Here is a 17,586-nt window from a genome sequence, read left to right on the forward strand (position 1 = left end):
ATAGGGCAGCGGTTGTCTGGACTGCACCAAACAGAAAAGTTCTGTAAACCCGGTCAACTCTATTGACCATCGCAAACTTATTGACCATCACAAAGTTATTTACCACCGCGAATCAGGCCCCCTAACCCTTTGCGCTCCATGAATGCCGCGGTTAAATGACGTACATCGGTGGTCATTTGCGCACTTAGTACTCGCTCGGCCAGAGCTTGCGCATCCACTAAATCGATATTCCGTAGCAGGTATTTAATGCGCGCCACACTGCGGCCATTCATGCTGAGATTGCGATAACCCAACCCGACCAGCAATAAAGCGCCCATCGGATCACCGGCCATTTCACCACACAAACTCACTTGCAGGCCAGATTGGGTCGCCTGCGCCAAGATGTGGCTAAGCACCTGTAGCATCGCGGGATGTAAACTGTCATACAGTGAAGCCACGCGGGTATTATTGCGGTCTACCGCCAGCAAATATTGGGTCAAGTCGTTGGTGCCGACCGAGATAAAATCGACCCGCGATTTCAGATACGGCAGCATAAATATCATGGCTGGCACTTCAACCATCACGCCCAGTTTTGGCTGAGGTAATTCATGGCCCAGAAGTTCTTGAACTTCACGACCCGCACGATCAATCAGGCGTTTTGCTTCGTCGACTTCTTCCAAACTGGTGATCATCGGCAATAAAATACCCAAATTGCCGGTTCCAGCATTGGCTCTAAGCATTGCTCGGACTTGGATCAGGAAAATCTCTGGTTGATCGAGAGTCACACGGATGCCGCGCCAGCCCAGACAGGGATTCTCTTCACTGATAGGCATATAAGGCAGCTGTTTATCGGCACCAATGTCCAATGTTCTGAGTGTTACCGGCTTGTTCGGGTAAAGCTGCAACATGCCCTGATACTGCGTTACCTGCTCTTCCTCAGAGGGGAAGCCGCTTTGCAACATAAACGGAATTTCGGTGCGATATAAGCCCACGCCATCCACTCGTCCCCCCAGTAGTTGCTCATGTTCCGGGCTAAGACCTGCGTTCAGCATCACTTGAATCCGCTCACCACTTTTCAGAGCAGCAGGCTGTTCAACATCATCTTCAGCCAGTTTACTAAGTTCAATCTCTTCTGTGACCAGCCGCTGATACTCTTTGACTAGCACCGGCTCCGGATCAACCAGCACTTCGCCACGATAACCATCAACAATGAGTAACCGCTGATTCAGTAACGCGGGTTGAATATCCGCGCCCATTACCGTCGGGATCCCCATGGCGCGCACCAAAATGGCAGCATGGGAGTTAGCCGCACCATCACGCACCACGACACCGGCGAGGCGATCCTGTGGAACTTCGGCCAAGAGTGTCGCGGTGAGTTCATCAGCCACCAGAATGAAACGCTCAGGCCATTGGCTGGCCCCTGAGGTGCTGTCATCGAGATGGAATAGCAAGCGCTGACCTAATGCCCGCAGATCACTGGCACGCTCGCGCATATAAGTGTCTTGCAAGCTGGCAAACTGCGCAGCAAATTGCTCGACCACTTGCTTAACAGCCCATTCCGCCACCGATCCGGCGTCAATTTGAGCAAAAAGTTCGCGCTTTAGACGGGCGTCATTGAGCAAGTGGGAATAGAGATCGAAAATCGCCGCGCTCTCTTTTTGTGAGCTGGCAGCAAAGCGCTTACTGAAACGGCGGAATTCGGCCGCAGCCTCTTCCAGTGCTTGTGTTAGGCGTTCACGTTCTTGGGCGGTATCAAGTGTCGAAGCTTCGTAAACCAAATCAAGGGAAGGCTGCGAAGTATCCTGCCACCCCTCAGCGACCGCGACACCGGGAGCCGCAGCCAATGCGCGGATCCGCGTTTGGCGATATTGACCAAAAATGGCATTAAGCTGCGATTGAGAAAGGATCCCTGCCAGTTGCGTTGCCAGCGTGACCATGAACGACTCTTCGCTCTCATCAAATTGGCGATGTTCACGTTGCTGAACCACCAGCACGCCAAGCAACTGACGGCGATAAATAATAGGAACCCCGAGGAATGCCCGGAAGCGATCCTCTTTGACTTGGGGAACATATTTAAAACTAGGGTGGCTCTGGGCATCAGCCAGGTTAATGGGTTCTGCCAGACGCCCGACTAGCCCGACGATGCCCTCGTCAAAGGCCAGCGTAATAGTGCGGCCACGAGGTTTTTTCAAACCTCGTGTCGCCATTAGGTAATAACAACGGCGGTCATTGTCTGCCAGATAAATCGAGCAAACTTCCGTGTCCATCGCCAGACAGGTTTCATTGACCAACAGCTCTAACGCATCCGTTAGGCTGGTTGCCATCGCCACTTTCTCAACTATTTCTCGCAAACGCGTGAGCATGATCGGCTTAACTTAACCTCTTTTACGGCGATAAGCGGGCGGTACCCGTGGCGGAGCAATCTCCTGCACAGGCATTACAGTAGGTGCAAACTCTTTCATCACGCGGCGATAAACATCCCGTTTAAAAGACACCACCTGACGCACCGGATACCAATAACTGACCCATCGCCAGCCATCAAACTCCGGGGTGCTGCTGCGCTGCATGTTGATATCGGCTTCATTACACATTAACTGTAGTAGAAACCATCGCTGTTTTTGGCCGATGCACACCGGCTTTGTATCCCAACGCACCAAACGTTTTGGTAATTTGTAACGTAACCAGTTACGGGTTGAAGCCAGAATTCGGACATCCTTTTTGTTAAGTCCTACCTCTTCAAAAAGTTCACGATACATTGCCTGCTCTGGTGTTTCACCGGGATTTATCCCGCCTTGAGGAAACTGCCAAGAGTGCTGACCGTAACGTCTGGCCCACAACACTTCTCCCTGCCGATTACAAATTACGATACCCACGTTCGGGCGGTAGCCATCATCATCGATCACCGGACTACCTCGATAAGCTTAAAACTCAAAGATGCTCTGATTGTTTCACACTAGCAACAGGCGGTAAACCACTGCTTATCCGCCAGCGAAACCTGATAACTCTGGGATAACTCACAGATATTGGCAAAGTTATAAACACCCCAGGGTCTACACTCGCTATTTTATTCACTTTTTCTGTGGATATAGGTGTGCAGAACTCTAGGGAAAAGCAGGTACAACTCATTTTAACGCAATTATACGCTAAAAATATTCAAAAAAATAAGTGATTAATTTCAATGAAATAACAGGTTTCCCACAGGTATACATACCCCAGAAATGTGATCTTTATCCGCTTTAGATCTGAGGCTGGCTAAAGATCCATCAATGCAGTTTTTATCCACAGATAATGAGGCAAAGTTGTGCAAAAAAGAGCAAAACTCGCAAATAAACCTGTCGTCAAGGCTGTAAATTGAACCAGTGATCATGATTTATTGGGGTTATCCAATAAATCTGTGGATAAATAGGTGTAAGATCCTGTTCATTATTCCTGTTAGCAGGTGTACAAGATAGCCAAAATAAAAGTATTTTCAGGAAGGATGGAAAGAAAACTTCCGTTAAATCATGCTATTATTCATTTCTGCTGGACTGGATAACAATACATCTACGGTCACTTTTATTTCAGCTTGTTTTTTAACCGACTTTAGCAGGTTTCCACTCTATGTCTGTTTATTCACTGCCCCCGGCACCACCCACTGATGAACATCAACTTTTTCAACGTGCTGAGGCATTATCAGGTTTTACCCTCGGCGAATTGGCTATCAGAGCGGGTTGGAACATTCCAGCTGATTTAAAACGCGTCAAAGGCTGGGTGGGTATGTTGTTAGAATTCTATCTGGGGGCCAGTGCGGGCAGTAAACCTGAACAGGATTTTGCCGATATTGGTATCGAGCTGAAAACCATTCCTATCAATGCCCAAGGCAAGCCGCTGGAGACCACTTTCGTCTGCGTCGCCCCACTGACCGGTAATAGCGGTATCACCTGGGAAAGCAGCCACGTGCGGCACAAGCTCGCCCGCGTGTTGTGGGTGCCTGTCGAAGGGGAGCGGCAAATTCCGTTAGCGCAACGCCGTGTGGGCGCGCCTTTATTGTGGAGCCCTAATGAGGAAGAGGAAGAATTACTGCGGTGCGATTGGGAAGAGTTAATGGATCTCATCGTTTTGGGCAAAGTGGAAACCATCACCGCTCGTCATGGCGAAGTATTGCAGTTGCGTCCGAAAGCGGCCAACAGCCGTGCATTGACTGAAGCCATCGGCGAACATGGGCAGCCTATCATGACATTACCTCGTGGTTTTTACCTGAAAAAAACCTTTACCGGCCCGATGCTCGCCCGACACTTTTTGCTTTAACAGACGAATCTGATTATTCCGCTTAATGAATAAACGAGAATAGCCAAAGAACATGGTGTTGCAGGTAGGCAGCAAGTGAATAACAAATCGGTCGGGAACCGATTTGAACAGCATTTATGCTAGCCGTAGGGTGAGCCTCAAGGATGAGGCTCATTAATCCCGATGAGCTTACTTATATAAGGTCAACGACAAGTCAGTGATTCGGGTGAGTAAACATAGCTAACCCCCTGCAACTTCATGTAAGAAAGGTATATAATTGTATCTTTGTGTTTCCGTAATTTCCGTAAGGTGTAGGCACAATGTTTGAATGGATTGCCGATCCAAATGCTTGGTTGGCGCTAGGCACACTGACTATCCTCGAGATCGTTCTCGGTATAGACAATATTATTTTCCTTTCTTTAGTGGTCGCAAAATTACCTAAAGCGCAGCAAAACAAAGCTCGCCGAATTGGTTTGGCCGGAGCAATGTTAATGCGTTTGGCATTACTTGCTTCTATTGCTTGGGTGATCCGCCTGACGGAGCCGTTGTTTACAGTGGCCGGCCATAGCATTTCCATGCGAGATCTCATTTTGCTGCTGGGGGGCTTATTCCTGATTTGGAAAGCTAGCAAAGAAATTCATGAAACCATTGAGGGCAGTGATACAGAGCACAGCAGCAATGTCAGCTCTTTCTTTGCGGCTATCGTGCAAATCATGCTGTTGGATATCATCTTTAGCCTGGACTCAGTGATAACCGCGGTGGGGCTGTCAGACCATTTATTTATTATGATGGCTGCTGTTGTTATCGCCGTGGGCGTGATGATGTTTGCCGCCCGGCCGATTGGTGAGTTTGTTAACCGTCACCCATCCGTCAAAATGCTGGCCTTGTCTTTCCTGATTCTGGTCGGGTTTACCCTGATGTTGGAAAGTTTTCAGATTCACATTCCGAAAGGTTATATCTATTTCGCCATGTTCTTCTCGATGGGTGTTGAAACACTTAATCTCATGCGCGGGAAGAAAAATAAGCCAACGAAATAAAAATATCGGGGGTGCGATTCGTCGCCCCCGTTTCCCACTATTTTCTGCACTTTCTCCTTGTCCTCTTCCCCCTGCCGCAGTGCTTAGTTATAGTCGGATAAGGCGGGTTTGACTTAGCCTGATAACTTCAGACACAAAGGAAGGTCGGCAATGCAATATCATCGTATTCCCCACAGTTCATTAGAAGTAAGCCTGCTGGGTCTGGGCACCATGACTTTTGGTGAACAAAACAGTGAAGCCGATGCCCATGCTCAACTGGATTACGCCGTTGCAGCCGGTATTAACTTGATTGATACCGCAGAAATGTACCCGGTCCCCCCAAAGCCAGAAACCCAAGGGTTAACTGAGCAATACATTGGTAGCTGGATAAAAGCTCGCGGTAGCCGAGACAAAATCATTTTAGCCAGCAAAGTCTCCGGGCCATCACGTGGGAGCGATAAACCCATTCGTCCTAATATGGCACTGGATCGGAAAAACATCCGTGAGGCACTAGATGCCAGTCTTAAGCGCCTGAATACCGACTATATCGATTTATATCAACTGCATTGGCCACAACGTGAAACCAACTGTTTTGGTAAGTTGAATTATCGTTACAGTGAACAAACCGCTGTCATCACCTTGCTTGAGACGCTGGAAGCCCTGAACGAACAGGTGCGCGCCGGTAAAATCCGTTACATTGGCGTCTCGAATGAAACACCTTGGGGCGTGATGCGTTATCTGCATTTGGCAGAAAAGCATGACTTACCGCGTATTGTGTCGATTCAAAATCCCTACAGTTTGCTTAACCGTAGCTTTGAAGTGGGTTTAGCCGAGATAAGCCAACACGAAGGGGTGGAGCTGCTGGCTTATTCTAGCCTGGCGTTTGGTACCCTCAGTGGTAAATATCTTAATGGCGCACAACCCGCTGGAGCGCGTAATACTTTATTCAGCCGATTCACCCGCTATACCGGGCCACAAGCTCAGTTAGCAATAGCTGAATATGTGGCGCTAGCCAAACATCATGGGCTGGATCCCGCGCAAATGGCACTGGCTTTCGTGCGCCAGCAACCTTTTGTTGCCAGCACATTGTTGGGCGCAACCACACTGGAACAACTGAAAAGTAATATTGATAGCCAAGATGTGGTGTTGAGTCAGGAAGTATTGGATGCATTGGAAGAGATTCACACCCGTTTTACCTTTCCAGCACCATAATTTCTGCTCGATTCAATCGCCAAAAGGCCGCTTAGGCGGCCTTCAGATTGCTGACAAAGTAAAATGAAGGAGAATCGTGCCGTTGGGGTCGTAGTGGCGTAAGCCACCGAAGTGCCCCTAGGTGCGGTAAATCCTTCTATTACAGGGTTATAAGTAGGTTTAAGTTATTACACCGCTTTGCGCCGCTGTTGCCGCCACTGCCAGCCCCAGAGCAGCACTATCGCCAGTGCAAATATCACGCCGAAGCCAACGCCTACTGCCACCACTGGCACTCCTAGTTTCACCACCACCGAGAACAAACCCAGCATCAGTAGCATCGCGGTGTTTTCACCCAAATTTTGTACCGCAATAGCATTGCCCGCACCGACACTATTTTTACCGCGCTCCTGCAATAAAGCATTGAGCGGAACCACAAAGAATCCGCCTAAAATCCCGATGATAATCAACAGTAAATAAGCCATTGGCATACTGTGTTGTAGAGCAAAAATCGCCACTGCCACACCAATCAATACCCCGGCCGGTAAGCAGCGTTTCACCGTTTTTAAGGTGATAAAACGAGCCGCAGCCCCTGCCCCGACAACAATGCCAATCGCCACCATGGCATTGAGCAGTGTCGGAGTCGTGTTATCCGTAATTCCTAGCGCAATAGGCACCCACAGCACCAGTAGAAAACGCAATGTGACCCCCGCGCCCCAAAACAAGCTGGTTCCCGCCAGTGAGAAGCGTGTTTCGCCATCGCGCCATAAAATCCGGCAAGCTGCAAAGAAACTGCCGGTCATTGCCCGTGGCCGCCATGAGCTACCGGAGCGAGCGGCAGCTAACCTTGGGATAAACATATTCGCGACCACCGCAATAGCATAAACCAGCGCACACACCCCCAATGCCGCCCCCAGATGCCAATCAGCCAGCACGCCCCCGGCAACCGAGCCGAGTAAAATGGCGGCGATGGTGGAAGCTTCCATCATGCCGTTGGCTTTAACCAACTGTTCTCCGGAGGTAATTTCTCCCAAAATCCCATATTTAGCGGGTGAATAAGCCGCAGCCCCCACGCCCACCAGGCTATATCCCAAAAACGGATTAAAGCCAAAGCAGATAACCAACGCACCGGCCAGTTTCAAGCCGTTCGCCACCATCATCACCCGCCCTTTGGCAAAGCTATCGGCAAATTGCCCGACAAACGGCGCTAGAATGATATAGGTCGCGACGAATGCCATTTGTAAAATTGGCTGGCTCCAGTCGGGGTATAGCTGCTGCTTAATTAATGCCAAGGTGGCGAAAAGCAGTGCGTTATCGCCAAAAGCCGAGAAAAACTGTGCGCAGAGAACCGCGACCATCCCTTTTGATAACAGTGGCTTATCTGCTAATGCTTGCTGACTCATGCGCTCATCTCCGGATCTTCCGCCATTTTAGTTAACGTCACAAAGTCAGGTTTGCCGCTCCCCAGCAAGGGCAAGGCATTCACCAGCCGAATATCACGCGGGACGGCCAGTTCAGGAACTCCGTTTTCCCGTGCTGCTTTGAGTAGTTTCTCGCGAGTTATTTCACTGTCGGTGGTAAACAGCACCAAGGCTTCCCCTTTGGCGCTGTCTGTTTTCGTGGCTACCGCATGTTGCTCAGCCGGTGAAATTCGCAGTGCAAGCTGCTCGACACTCTCCAGTGAGACCATTTCTCCGGCTAATTTAGCAAAGCGCTTCATCCGGCCACGAATGGCACAAAATCCTTGTTCATCAATTGCCACAATATCCCCGGTGTCATACCAACCGGCTTCCTGCTCACCCTGAGCATTTTCGGCTGTGGGTTGCTCCAGCACCCCTGGGTTTTCTACCCGCAGATAGCCGCGCATAATATTCGGGCCACGCAATTGTAACCGCCCGCCCTGCTCAATACCGGAGACCGGAATCACGCGGGATTCCATCGCGGGCAGAATACGGCCCACAGTATTCACTTTGGCCGCCATCGGCACATTAATGGCCACCACTGGCGCACATTCCGTGACGCCATAACCTTCCAAAATACGAATACCAAATTTATCCTGCCAAATCTGTTTGGTGCTATCGGCTAACTTTTCAGCGCCAGCCACCACATAACGCAAGCGGGCAAAATCATACGGATGGGCAAAGCGGGCATAATTGCCCAAGAATGTGGACGTGCCAAACAGCACGGTACAGTTGCGGTCATACACCAGTTCAGGTACTACCCGATAATGCAGCGGGCTGGGGTAGAGGAATACACGGCTGCCGGTCATTAACGGGGTGAATAAACCAACCGTCAGGCCAAAAGCATGGAACAGCGGCAGTGACGACATAAAACGATCACGCGGTGTGAAGTCTGCGATGGTGCGGATCTGCTCGACGTTTGCCAATAAACTGGCATGCGAATGCACCACACCTTTAGGATTACCCTCTGAGCCGGAGGTGAATAAAATCAAGGCGCTATCGTCAGCCTGCTGTGGCACCATCGCCCGACGAGGGCAACATAAATGGAATAAAATCCATAGCTTATCAGCCAGAGTCACAGTGTCTTTTAAATCTTCCAGATAGACCCAATTAGCCTCTGTTACCTGCTCGGGCAAATGTGTCAGTTTGCCCTTTTCCAAAAACTGGCGCGAAGTGACGATAGTCTTCAATGAAGCTGCGGTAATGGCGCTTTTTAGGCCTTTAGCGCCGGAAGTGTAGTTGAGCAGCGCCGGGATACGGCCCCGCAAAGTCGCGCCGAAAATTGCCGCAGCCGTGATTGTGGCATTGGGCAAAAGCATCCCAACATGCTCTCCCTGCGCGGTAAAACGTTGCAGAATACGGCTGACACCTAAGATTTTCTTTAGCAGTGTTTGATAGCTATCTTCTTTAAAGGAAATGTCTTCGATGCAGGGTTTAAAGCGCCCATAGCGCGTTTGTGCGGATAGCAGCGCTTCGAATAGCGTTTCGCGCGGCACAATAGCCATACGCGCCGCCATCATAATGGTGTGTAAACGCTCACCCGCCAACACTCGGCGGTCACGAGCACGCAGAGCTTGCGGCATGGGTAAGGGGGTTGCGGGCAGCACATGAATACTGATTTTTGGGAACCAACGGACTTTTAGCACGTCGCCCAATCGGCCAAAATGAGTAAATTCCGGGCCTTCTAAACGGATAGGAACCACCATAGCGCCTGATTTCGCGGCCACAAATGCAGCGCCATCATAAATTTTCATCAATGAGCCGGTCACGGTAATTCGGCCCTCAGGGAATACCACCACCGGTCTGCCCTGCTCGACCATTCTGACCAAGTGTTTGATGGCCATCGGCTTGGTCGGATCAAGCGCGACAAAATCCACATAGGGCCGCAACCAGCGCATATACCAGCTTTCAGTGATGTTGGAATAGACCGCAAATACTGGTTTTATTGGGAGAAACAGCGCTAACAAAGCACCATCAAGGAAAGAGACATGATTAGGGGTAATAATCAGCTTTTGGTGTGAAAACTGGTCAGTAATACCCTCGATGGTGACGCGAAACAACCCACGAAAAAGAGCACGTAACAAGCGATAAGCCATATCTGTTTCTCTATAACTCGATGAATATGATAAGAAGAGAATACTATAATAGTGGCTGATTTATCTGTAAGAGGAGGCTGGAAATACGCGATGAAAGAACAAATAAAAAAAAACCTACGCATCTGCGTAGGTCGGTGCAAATAAAAAACTGGCTTTAACACACAGCGTATGTTGATTATTCACCAATTAATACCTCTGGGATCACTACTGTATCTGTTTCTGCGAACCCTCAGCCAGCAAGCAATCACAACATTTACGTGCAAAGTGTAACCAGGAGTGAACATTGTGAGTAAGCCGAAAAGTTTTGTAATTCATTAGGGTACATTCTGCGCATTAGTACAGCGCCACCTCAACCAGGCAACTCATCGCATTCGGGCCTTGCGTCAAACGAGAAGTCCCAATATCCAATGTCAGGACATTCGGGTTACCGGATTGCTCAACCTGATGTTGTTGACTATCAATAGGTTTTTGGCTACCAATAGGTTGCTGACTACCAAAGCCGGGGTCAAACCATGCCCCTGTAGCCATCAGCACTACGCCACGAGTCACACCATCAGTAATGCGCACCCCCGCCAGACAATTACCGCGTAAGTTACTCACTTTCACCTGGCTGCCCTCAGTTATTGCACGGCTGGCCGCATCCTGCGGATGCATATAAAGAGTTTCGCGCCCTGCAGTTTTATTCCCCTGCGCCAAAGGGGCCGGATCAAGCTGGCTGTGCAAGCGGTCACTCGGCTGGATAGAGATCAAATGCAGCGGCCATTGTTCCGCCTGCGGTGCGCCCAGCCATTCAATAGGGGGCTTCCATTGTGCATGCGGAGCAAAATCATCATATTGATAACTGGCGATTTTTTCACTGAATAGCTCAATTTTACCACTCGGCGTCTGCAGTGGATTAACCTGCGGATCAGATCGGAAAGCATCAAAGAAAACAAACTCTTTCTGTGGAGCCGGTAAATCCACATGCCCCCGTTGCCAGAAAGTATCGAAATCAGGCCATTCCACCCCATGAGGCTGTTGCGCGGCACCACATTCTTGATAGATATGCTTGATCCACGTCATTTCATCGCGCCCCTCAGTAAAGGTGTCGCGATAACCGAGCCGCTCAGCCAAATCAGCAAAAATATCGAAATCGTGTCGGGCTTGATGCTGCGGGGCAATGGCCTGATGCATCGCCAAGACATAGCGGTCTAGAGACGAGCCACCAATATCATTGCGCTCCAGCGAACTGGTCACCGGCAACACGATATCGGCCATTTTAGCCGCGGGTGTCCACCAGATATCCTGCACAATCACGGTATCCGGCTTTTGCCAGCCCTCCACCAGCCGGTTTAATTGCTGATGATGATGGAAAGGGTTGCCACCCGCCCAGTGCACCAGATGAATGTCGGGGTAGGTATGAGTTTCGCCCTGAAATTGATAAGGTTGCCCCGGTTGCAGCAACATGTCACAAATCCGCGCCACGGGGATCGCCAGCCCAGATGGATTTTTCCCCACCGACATAGTTGGCCCTGGGGTATCAATTCTGGGGTTACCCACGCCATTCATTGAGCCGTGACCAAATGAGAAACCGCCACCAGGCAAGCCCACTTGCCCTAACATGGCGGATAACGCGATTACCATCCAGTAAGGTTGTTCACCACGGTGTGCGCGCTGAACTGAATAGGAGCAAGTCATAAAGCTACGCACACCAATAAGTTGCTGTGCTAACTGACTTATTCTTGCCGCCGGAATGCCGGTGATTTCACTGGCCCAGTCTGGCGTTTTCGCGACTCCATCACTCACTCCACGAATGTAATCGGCTAATTGCTCATAGCCCACACAGTGGCTAGCCAGAAAAGCACGGTCTTCTCCCCCAACCCGCTGAATTTCATATGCCAGCGCCAGCATCAATGCCACATCGGTATTCGGGCGAATGGGTATCCATTCCGCATTAACAAAGTCTGGGCAGTCATCGCGCATCGGGCTGATGTTAATCACCGGCGTCCCTTTTTTTGCCAATTTCTCCAGCCAGGGTTTTAATGAGTGCTCCGCTGAACCGCCAGAGGATACCTGAGCATTTTTCAAGGCTAATCCACCAAAGGCGATAAACAGCTCGCAGTGCTCGACCACACTCGGCCAAGACGTCACTCTGCCGGTCAGTGGGCTAAAAGTCCCTATCACATAGGGTAAGAAAAACTGCGCCGAACCCCAACTGTAGTTACCAAGTTGATCAACCCCCCCACCGCCACCGAAATAGAAACGCCGAACTAATGAGCGAGCGTGATGTAAACGCCCAGCAGAAGACCAGCCATAGGAACCGGTAAATAGCCCTGATGGGCCATATTTGTCCCTCACACGGCGATTCTCTGCTGCGACTAAATCCAGTGCAACATCCCAATCCACCTCAACAAAATCTTCCCGTCCACGCAAAGTGCGGTCACTTTTTTCCCGGTGCTGTAACCACGAGCGACGTACTGCGGGTTTGCGGATACGTCTGTCGGAATAGACCATTGGGACAATGGAATCCAGCAAGGGTGACGGATTGGAGTCATCGGCAAAAGGTTCGCAGCGAATTAATTTGCCATCCTCAACGACGGCGGTGTATGCGCCCCAGTGGGCAAGCTGGGGGTAACGGGTGATGGACATAGCTATCTCAAACAATTAAATAGATCATAAAAGTAACATTTACCCAGCAGTAAACCCAAAGCACAATTTTGACTAAACCTAAATGTTTTGGACTAAGCAGGTACTGATGTTTTTTTTGTTCGCTGTCTGGCGATGTGACTTTTTTTGTCGCCCATCCGGGGGTAATGTTCCTAATTTTCGATGCTGCGCTTTTTTCTCACTAAGTTGCGATCATCCCCCCTTGCGGAGCGCCCTGTTTTCCGCAAAACTGGGCGATGTAAGCGATTACCCTGAAAATTTCTGGAAGAAAAATGGCCACTATTAAGGATGTTGCCAAGCTGGCGGGTGTTTCCGTCGCGACGGTATCTCGTGTTATCAATAATTCGCCCAAGGCCAGTGAAACATCAAGAAAAGCGGTATGTGACGCTATGGAGCAGTTGCAATATCACCCGAATGCCAATGCTCGGGCGCTGGCGCAACAATCAACAGAAACCGTCGGTATGATTGTCTCTGATGTATCCGACCCCTTCTTTGGCTCAATGGTCAAAGCCGTCGAGCAAGTGGCTTATGCCACCGGTAATTTTCTATTGATTGGAAACGGTTACCATGAAGAGGAAAAAGAGCGCCAGGCTATCGAACAACTGATCCGCCATCGCTGTGCCGCGCTGGTCGTCCATGCCAAAAAATTATCCGATGAGGAATTGACATCATTAATGCAGCAAATTCCCGGTATGGTGTTGATTAACCGCACTTTACCCGGTTTTGAAGCTCGCTGTGTCGCATTAGATGATCGTTACGGTGCCTGGCTGGCAACCCGCCATCTGATTCAACAAGGTCATAAACGGATTGCGATTATTTGCTCCAATCATCAGATTTCAGATGCTATTGATCGGCTGCAAGGTTATCTGGATGCACTGGAAGAGTTTGGTCTGCCGGTTGACGACCGCTTAATTTCCTACAGTACGCCAGATGAAATCGGCGGTGAGCAAGCCATGACCGAGCTACTTGGCCGCGGCAAACACTTCACCGCGGTCACCTGTTACAATGATTCGATGGCGGCTGGAGCATTATCCGTGCTCAGTGATAACAGTATCGAGGTGCCGCAAGAGATCTCACTGATCGGTTTTGACGATGTGTTGATCTCGCGTTATTTGCGCCCTCGCCTGACCACCATTCGCTATCCGGTGGTAGCGATGGCAACTCAGGCGGCAGAATTAGCATTGGCGCTCGCCAATAACACGCCACTGCCCGAAATCACTAATATGTTCAGCCCAACACTGGTGCGCCGCCATTCAGTCGCTAGCCCACAAACTAATATTAACTCCCCACTGGCAGATGAGTGAGGCATTGGGTCACTATGATTAAATCAGCTCTAATGCAATAAGTTCTTCGATGGTTTGGCGGCGGCGAATTAAACGCGGCTGCCCCTGCTCGAACAAAACTTCTGGTAATAATGGGCGGCTATTGTAGTTAGAAGACATTGATGCGCCATAAGCCCCGGTATCATGGAATACCAAATAGTCGCCAATTTTGGCGGTAGGTAATGCACGGGTTTCTAACCCACCACCGGCTTCTTGAGTAAACACATCCCCAGACTCGCAAAGCGGGCCAGCGACCACAGTATCAAGCAGTGGCTCGCCCGCTAGTGAGCGCCCATCGGCAGGTAGCAACGAAATATGATGGTAACTGCCATACATGGCCGGCCGCATCAAATCATTAAAGCCCGCATCCACCAAAACATAGTGTCGGCGGCCCATATTTTTCACCGCCCGAACTTGCGCGATTAGCACACCGGACTCGGCCACCAGGAAGCGGCCGGGTTCAATTTCAAGACTGACAGCATGGCCCAAATGGGCGGCAATTTTCTCGCGAGCGCGATTCCATAAACCATAATAATGTTCGGTATCAATCTCATCATCACCAAATTGGTACGGAATAGATAACCCGCCACCAGCCGAAATAGCGCTGATATCTTGCCCAAGCGCGATAACCTGCTGCACCATAGCATCACAAACTTGTTCCAAATGCTGATAATCAACACCGGAGCCAATATGCATATGGATGCCCACCAGCGTTAAACCATATTGCTGAATTTTCTCAATGGCTTGCGGCAAATCTTCATGCCAAATACCGTGTTTACTGTTTTCACCGCCGGTATTGGTTTTCTGACTGTGTCCATGGCCGAACCCCGGATTGACCCGCAGCCAGACAGGGTGGCCGGGCGCATGCTGCCCCAGTTGATCAAGCATATCGATGGAGCCAGCATTCACCGGGATGTTTAATTCCGTCACTCGCAATAATGTGGCCTGATCCAGCAAATCGGCAGTAAAGACAATCTCAGCAGGTTCCTGTCCCGGCTGGAAACCAGCCTGTAATGCGCGTTCTATCTCGCCCAGTGATACCGAGTCAACTTTGACCCCTTGCTCACGCATCAACCGCAAAATATGAATATTTGAACAGGCTTTCTGAGCAAAACGAATGACATCAAAATGACGCAATTGATTGATTTTTTGAGTAATGATTTCACCATCATAGGCCCAAACCGGGCAACCAAAACGCTCTGGTAAAGCAATCAGATTTTGGGCAGTCAGTGCCGTAGAAATATCGTTAAGTGCGCGCGGCATAGGTATGTCCTAATAATGGATGGTCAATATAGGGGGCGAAAATAAGGATTTCGCGGATGACTTATTATTAACGACAGAGTGGCGGTGAGGAAAATATCTATTTACCCTTAGTCTATTCATTTATGATATGGATTAGATGATTTTTACACCACCGCCGGAGCGCTGTGATGCCCGCTATTTCTCTACGACAAATAGAAATTTTTCATGCTGTTATGACCACCGGTAATCTGACTGAAGCCGCATTATTGCTCCAGACATCACAACCGACCGTCAGCCGTGAATTGGCTCGTTTTGAGCAATTAGTCCAGTTAAAGCTGTTTGATCGAGTGCGCGGGCGGTTGTATCCCACAGTGCAAGGTTTGCGCTTATTTGAAGAGGTTCAGCGCTCTTATTATGGGCTTGATCGTATTAAACAAGCCGCCGAGGGAATCCGCCAATTCCAACATGCACAGCTTTCTATTGCTTGCCTGCCGGTATTTTCTCAATCACTGCTACCGGCAGTGTGCAAACCCTTTATTGACCGCTATCCGGAAGTTAGCCTCAGTGTTATTCCGCAAGAATCACCTTTATTGGAAGAATGGCTTTCAGCCCAGCGGCACGACCTCGGCCTGACAGAAAATACGCAGACCCCAGCAGGCACGGTGCGTCATGCGCTGATGACGGTGAATGAAGTTTGTGTATTACCCAATGATCACCCGTTGCGGGAAAAAAGGGTTCTCACACCGCAAGATTTCCAGGGCGAGAATTTTATCAGCCTGTCAGTCACCGACAGTTATCGCCAATTGTTGGACAATCTCTTTATGGAACAAGGTATTAATCGAAGATTAGTTTTGGAAACTCACAGCGCGGCATCAGTTTGCGCCATGGTGCGGGAGGGGGTGGGGGTCTCCATTGTTAACCCATTAACCGCGCTGGATTATATCGGCAAAGGGGCCGCTGACGGCGTTTGCATACGGCCATTCAGTGTTGAAATTCCCTTTACTATCAGCTTGATACAGCCAATGCATCGCCCATCATCAACTCTGGTGGAGACCTTTATCGAGCATCTGAAACAACAGGCAATCACCTTCCAACAACGTCTGGCCGCGGTGATTGCCCAACAGTATTAAGCGGTTAATTAAGCGGCGGTGACCTTACTGGCGCGCGCCCGAGAGAAAGTAAACAGACACAGCAGCAAACCAATCACTGCGAGTCCGGCGGCGGCCAGCGGAACGGCCGTCAATCCCAGCCCTTTGGCGATCACCACACCCCCAACCCACGCCCCTAAAGCATTACCAACATTAAAGGCCGCAATATTGAGGGTTGATACCAAATTAGGGGCTTTTTTGCCGTAAGTGACGACGTTAATTTGCAAAGCTGGCACGGCTGAGAATGCCGCAGCTGACCACAAGAATAAGGTCACTTCCGCCGCCAAGAATGAGTTACTTGTCCAGCTAAAGAGGGCTGAAAAAATCGCGATGAGCAAGAACGTCATGGTCAGGCTTACCGATAATCGCCAATCAGCTAACCGCCCACCAACAATATTGCCCAATGTCAGACCCACCCCCATCAACAACAATGTCCAACTGATACCGTGCTCAGAAACCTGAGTCACTTCAGTTAGAATTGGCGCAATATAAGTAAAGAGGGCGAACATCGCCGCAGCAAAAAAGACCGTCATCAGCAAAGATAACCAGATACCGCCACCGCGCAGCGCCGCAATCTCTTTGCGTAACTCGGTCGGCGCTTCCTCCTGAGAAGAAGGCAGCTTGCTATAAAGTGTTGCCAGTGAGAATAAGCCGATGACCGAGACGACCCAAAATGTCGAACGCCAGCCGAAAGCTTGCCCCAAAGCGGTTCCCAAGGGGACGCCCAACACATTCGCCAGTGTCAGGCCGGTAAACATCAGCGCCACCGCAGACGCCCGTCTATTGGGGGCCACCAGATTAGAAGCCACCACAGCACCAATACCAAAAAAGGCCCCGTGGCTCAGCGCGGTAATGACCCTGGCTAACATCAGGAAATCATAACTGTATGCCAGTGCACACATCAGGTTACCAATGATAAAGATAACCATTAATAACAATAATGTCTTTTTACGCGGTAACTTAGCCGTCAAAACCGCCATGATAGGTGCCCCGATAGCCACCCCTAGCGCATAGCCACTGATTAACCAACCTGCAGTTGGAATCGAGATGTGCAAATCACCCGCCACCTGCGGCAACAATCCCATAATGACAAATTCAGTGGTACCAATAGCAAAAGCACTCAGTGCTAATGCCAAGAGCGCAACAGGCATAATCAAAGCTCCCAGTCAGATAATATATCCCCGTCGTAGGTAACAGGCAGATCAAATTGTTGCCAGTAATAA

12 protein-coding genes are annotated in these 17,586 nt (G+C 49.9%); 5 read left to right on the forward strand and 7 right to left on the reverse strand.

From position 1 onward, the window contains the following. Positions 1-95 precede the first annotated feature (95 nt). Entirely contained in the window at positions 96-2,342 is a 2,247-nt protein-coding gene (ptsP, locus tag OVO64_RS14775) for a phosphoenolpyruvate--protein phosphotransferase (RefSeq protein ID WP_267248864.1), read from the reverse strand. 12 nt (positions 2,343-2,354) lie between these two features. Continuing rightward, positions 2,355-2,882: an RNA pyrophosphohydrolase gene (gene rppH, locus OVO64_RS14780; RefSeq protein ID WP_005272897.1), complete on the reverse strand. Its 528-nt coding sequence runs from the start codon at positions 2,880-2,882 to the stop codon at positions 2,355-2,357. A gap of 697 nt (positions 2,883-3,579) precedes the next feature. On the opposite strand from rppH, the gene mutH reads away from it, so the two are divergent. The 3 genes from mutH (at position 3,580) to OVO64_RS14795 (ending at position 6,473) form a co-directional block, all read left to right on the forward strand. Further along, positions 3,580-4,266, forward strand: coding sequence for a DNA mismatch repair endonuclease MutH (mutH, locus tag OVO64_RS14785; RefSeq protein WP_038631180.1), 687 nt, complete (start codon positions 3,580-3,582; stop codon positions 4,264-4,266). Between the two features lie 299 nt (positions 4,267-4,565). Further along, positions 4,566-5,282 carry a TerC family protein gene (locus tag OVO64_RS14790; protein ID WP_038631178.1) on the forward strand — a complete coding sequence of 239 codons (717 nt, stop codon included), beginning with the start codon at positions 4,566-4,568 and terminating at the stop codon, positions 5,280-5,282. Between the two features lie 150 nt (positions 5,283-5,432). Then, positions 5,433-6,473 (forward strand): NADP(H)-dependent aldo-keto reductase, encoded by a 1,041-nt coding sequence (locus OVO64_RS14795; RefSeq protein ID WP_267248865.1) that lies wholly within the window; start codon positions 5,433-5,435, stop codon positions 6,471-6,473. A gap of 167 nt (positions 6,474-6,640) precedes the next feature. On the opposite strand, the gene lplT is transcribed toward OVO64_RS14795, so the two are convergent. The 3 genes from lplT to OVO64_RS14810 all read right to left on the reverse strand — a co-directional run bounded on the left by lplT (position 6,641) and on the right by OVO64_RS14810 (position 12,633). Then, entirely contained in the window at positions 6,641-7,852 is a 1,212-nt protein-coding gene (lplT, locus tag OVO64_RS14800) for a lysophospholipid transporter LplT (protein WP_038631173.1), read from the reverse strand. Continuing rightward, a complete protein-coding gene (gene aas, locus OVO64_RS14805; protein ID WP_038631170.1) occupies positions 7,849-10,005 on the reverse strand; it encodes a bifunctional acyl-ACP--phospholipid O-acyltransferase/long-chain-fatty-acid--ACP ligase in 2,157 nt (718 codons plus the stop codon). The genes lplT and aas overlap by 4 nt, the downstream gene beginning before the upstream one ends. Positions 10,006-10,338: 333 nt before the next feature. Beyond that, on the reverse strand, positions 10,339-12,633 hold the full coding sequence (locus OVO64_RS14810; protein ID WP_145509621.1) for a molybdopterin guanine dinucleotide-containing S/N-oxide reductase: 2,295 nt from the start codon (positions 12,631-12,633) through the stop codon (positions 10,339-10,341). A 290-nt stretch (positions 12,634-12,923) separates the two neighbouring features. Between OVO64_RS14810 and galR the strand changes: the two genes are divergently transcribed. Beyond that, positions 12,924-13,955: an HTH-type transcriptional regulator GalR gene (gene galR / locus OVO64_RS14815; protein ID WP_038631166.1), complete on the forward strand. Its 1,032-nt coding sequence runs from the start codon at positions 12,924-12,926 to the stop codon at positions 13,953-13,955. Between the two features lie 18 nt (positions 13,956-13,973). Here the strand turns inward: galR and lysA are convergent, their stop codons facing one another. Then, entirely contained in the window at positions 13,974-15,236 is a 1,263-nt protein-coding gene (lysA, locus tag OVO64_RS14820; protein WP_050292078.1) for a diaminopimelate decarboxylase, read from the reverse strand. A 167-nt stretch (positions 15,237-15,403) separates the two neighbouring features. On the opposite strand from lysA, the gene OVO64_RS14825 reads away from it, so the two are divergent. Further along, the gene (locus OVO64_RS14825; protein WP_038631163.1) at positions 15,404-16,345 is read left to right on the forward strand and encodes a LysR family transcriptional regulator; all 942 of its coding nucleotides are present in this window, start codon (positions 15,404-15,406) and stop codon (positions 16,343-16,345) included. An 8-nt stretch (positions 16,346-16,353) separates the two neighbouring features. On the opposite strand, the gene OVO64_RS14830 is transcribed toward OVO64_RS14825, so the two are convergent. Beyond that, complete coding sequence (locus tag OVO64_RS14830) at positions 16,354-17,514, reverse strand: MFS transporter (RefSeq protein ID WP_050292081.1); 1,161 nt, start codon at positions 17,512-17,514, stop codon at positions 16,354-16,356. Between the last annotated feature and the right edge of the window lie 72 nt (positions 17,515-17,586).

The sequence above is a fragment of the Yersinia sp. Marseille-Q5920 genome (assembly GCF_946902935.1).
Taxonomy (GTDB): domain Bacteria; phylum Pseudomonadota; class Gammaproteobacteria; order Enterobacterales; family Enterobacteriaceae; genus Yersinia; species Yersinia rochesterensis.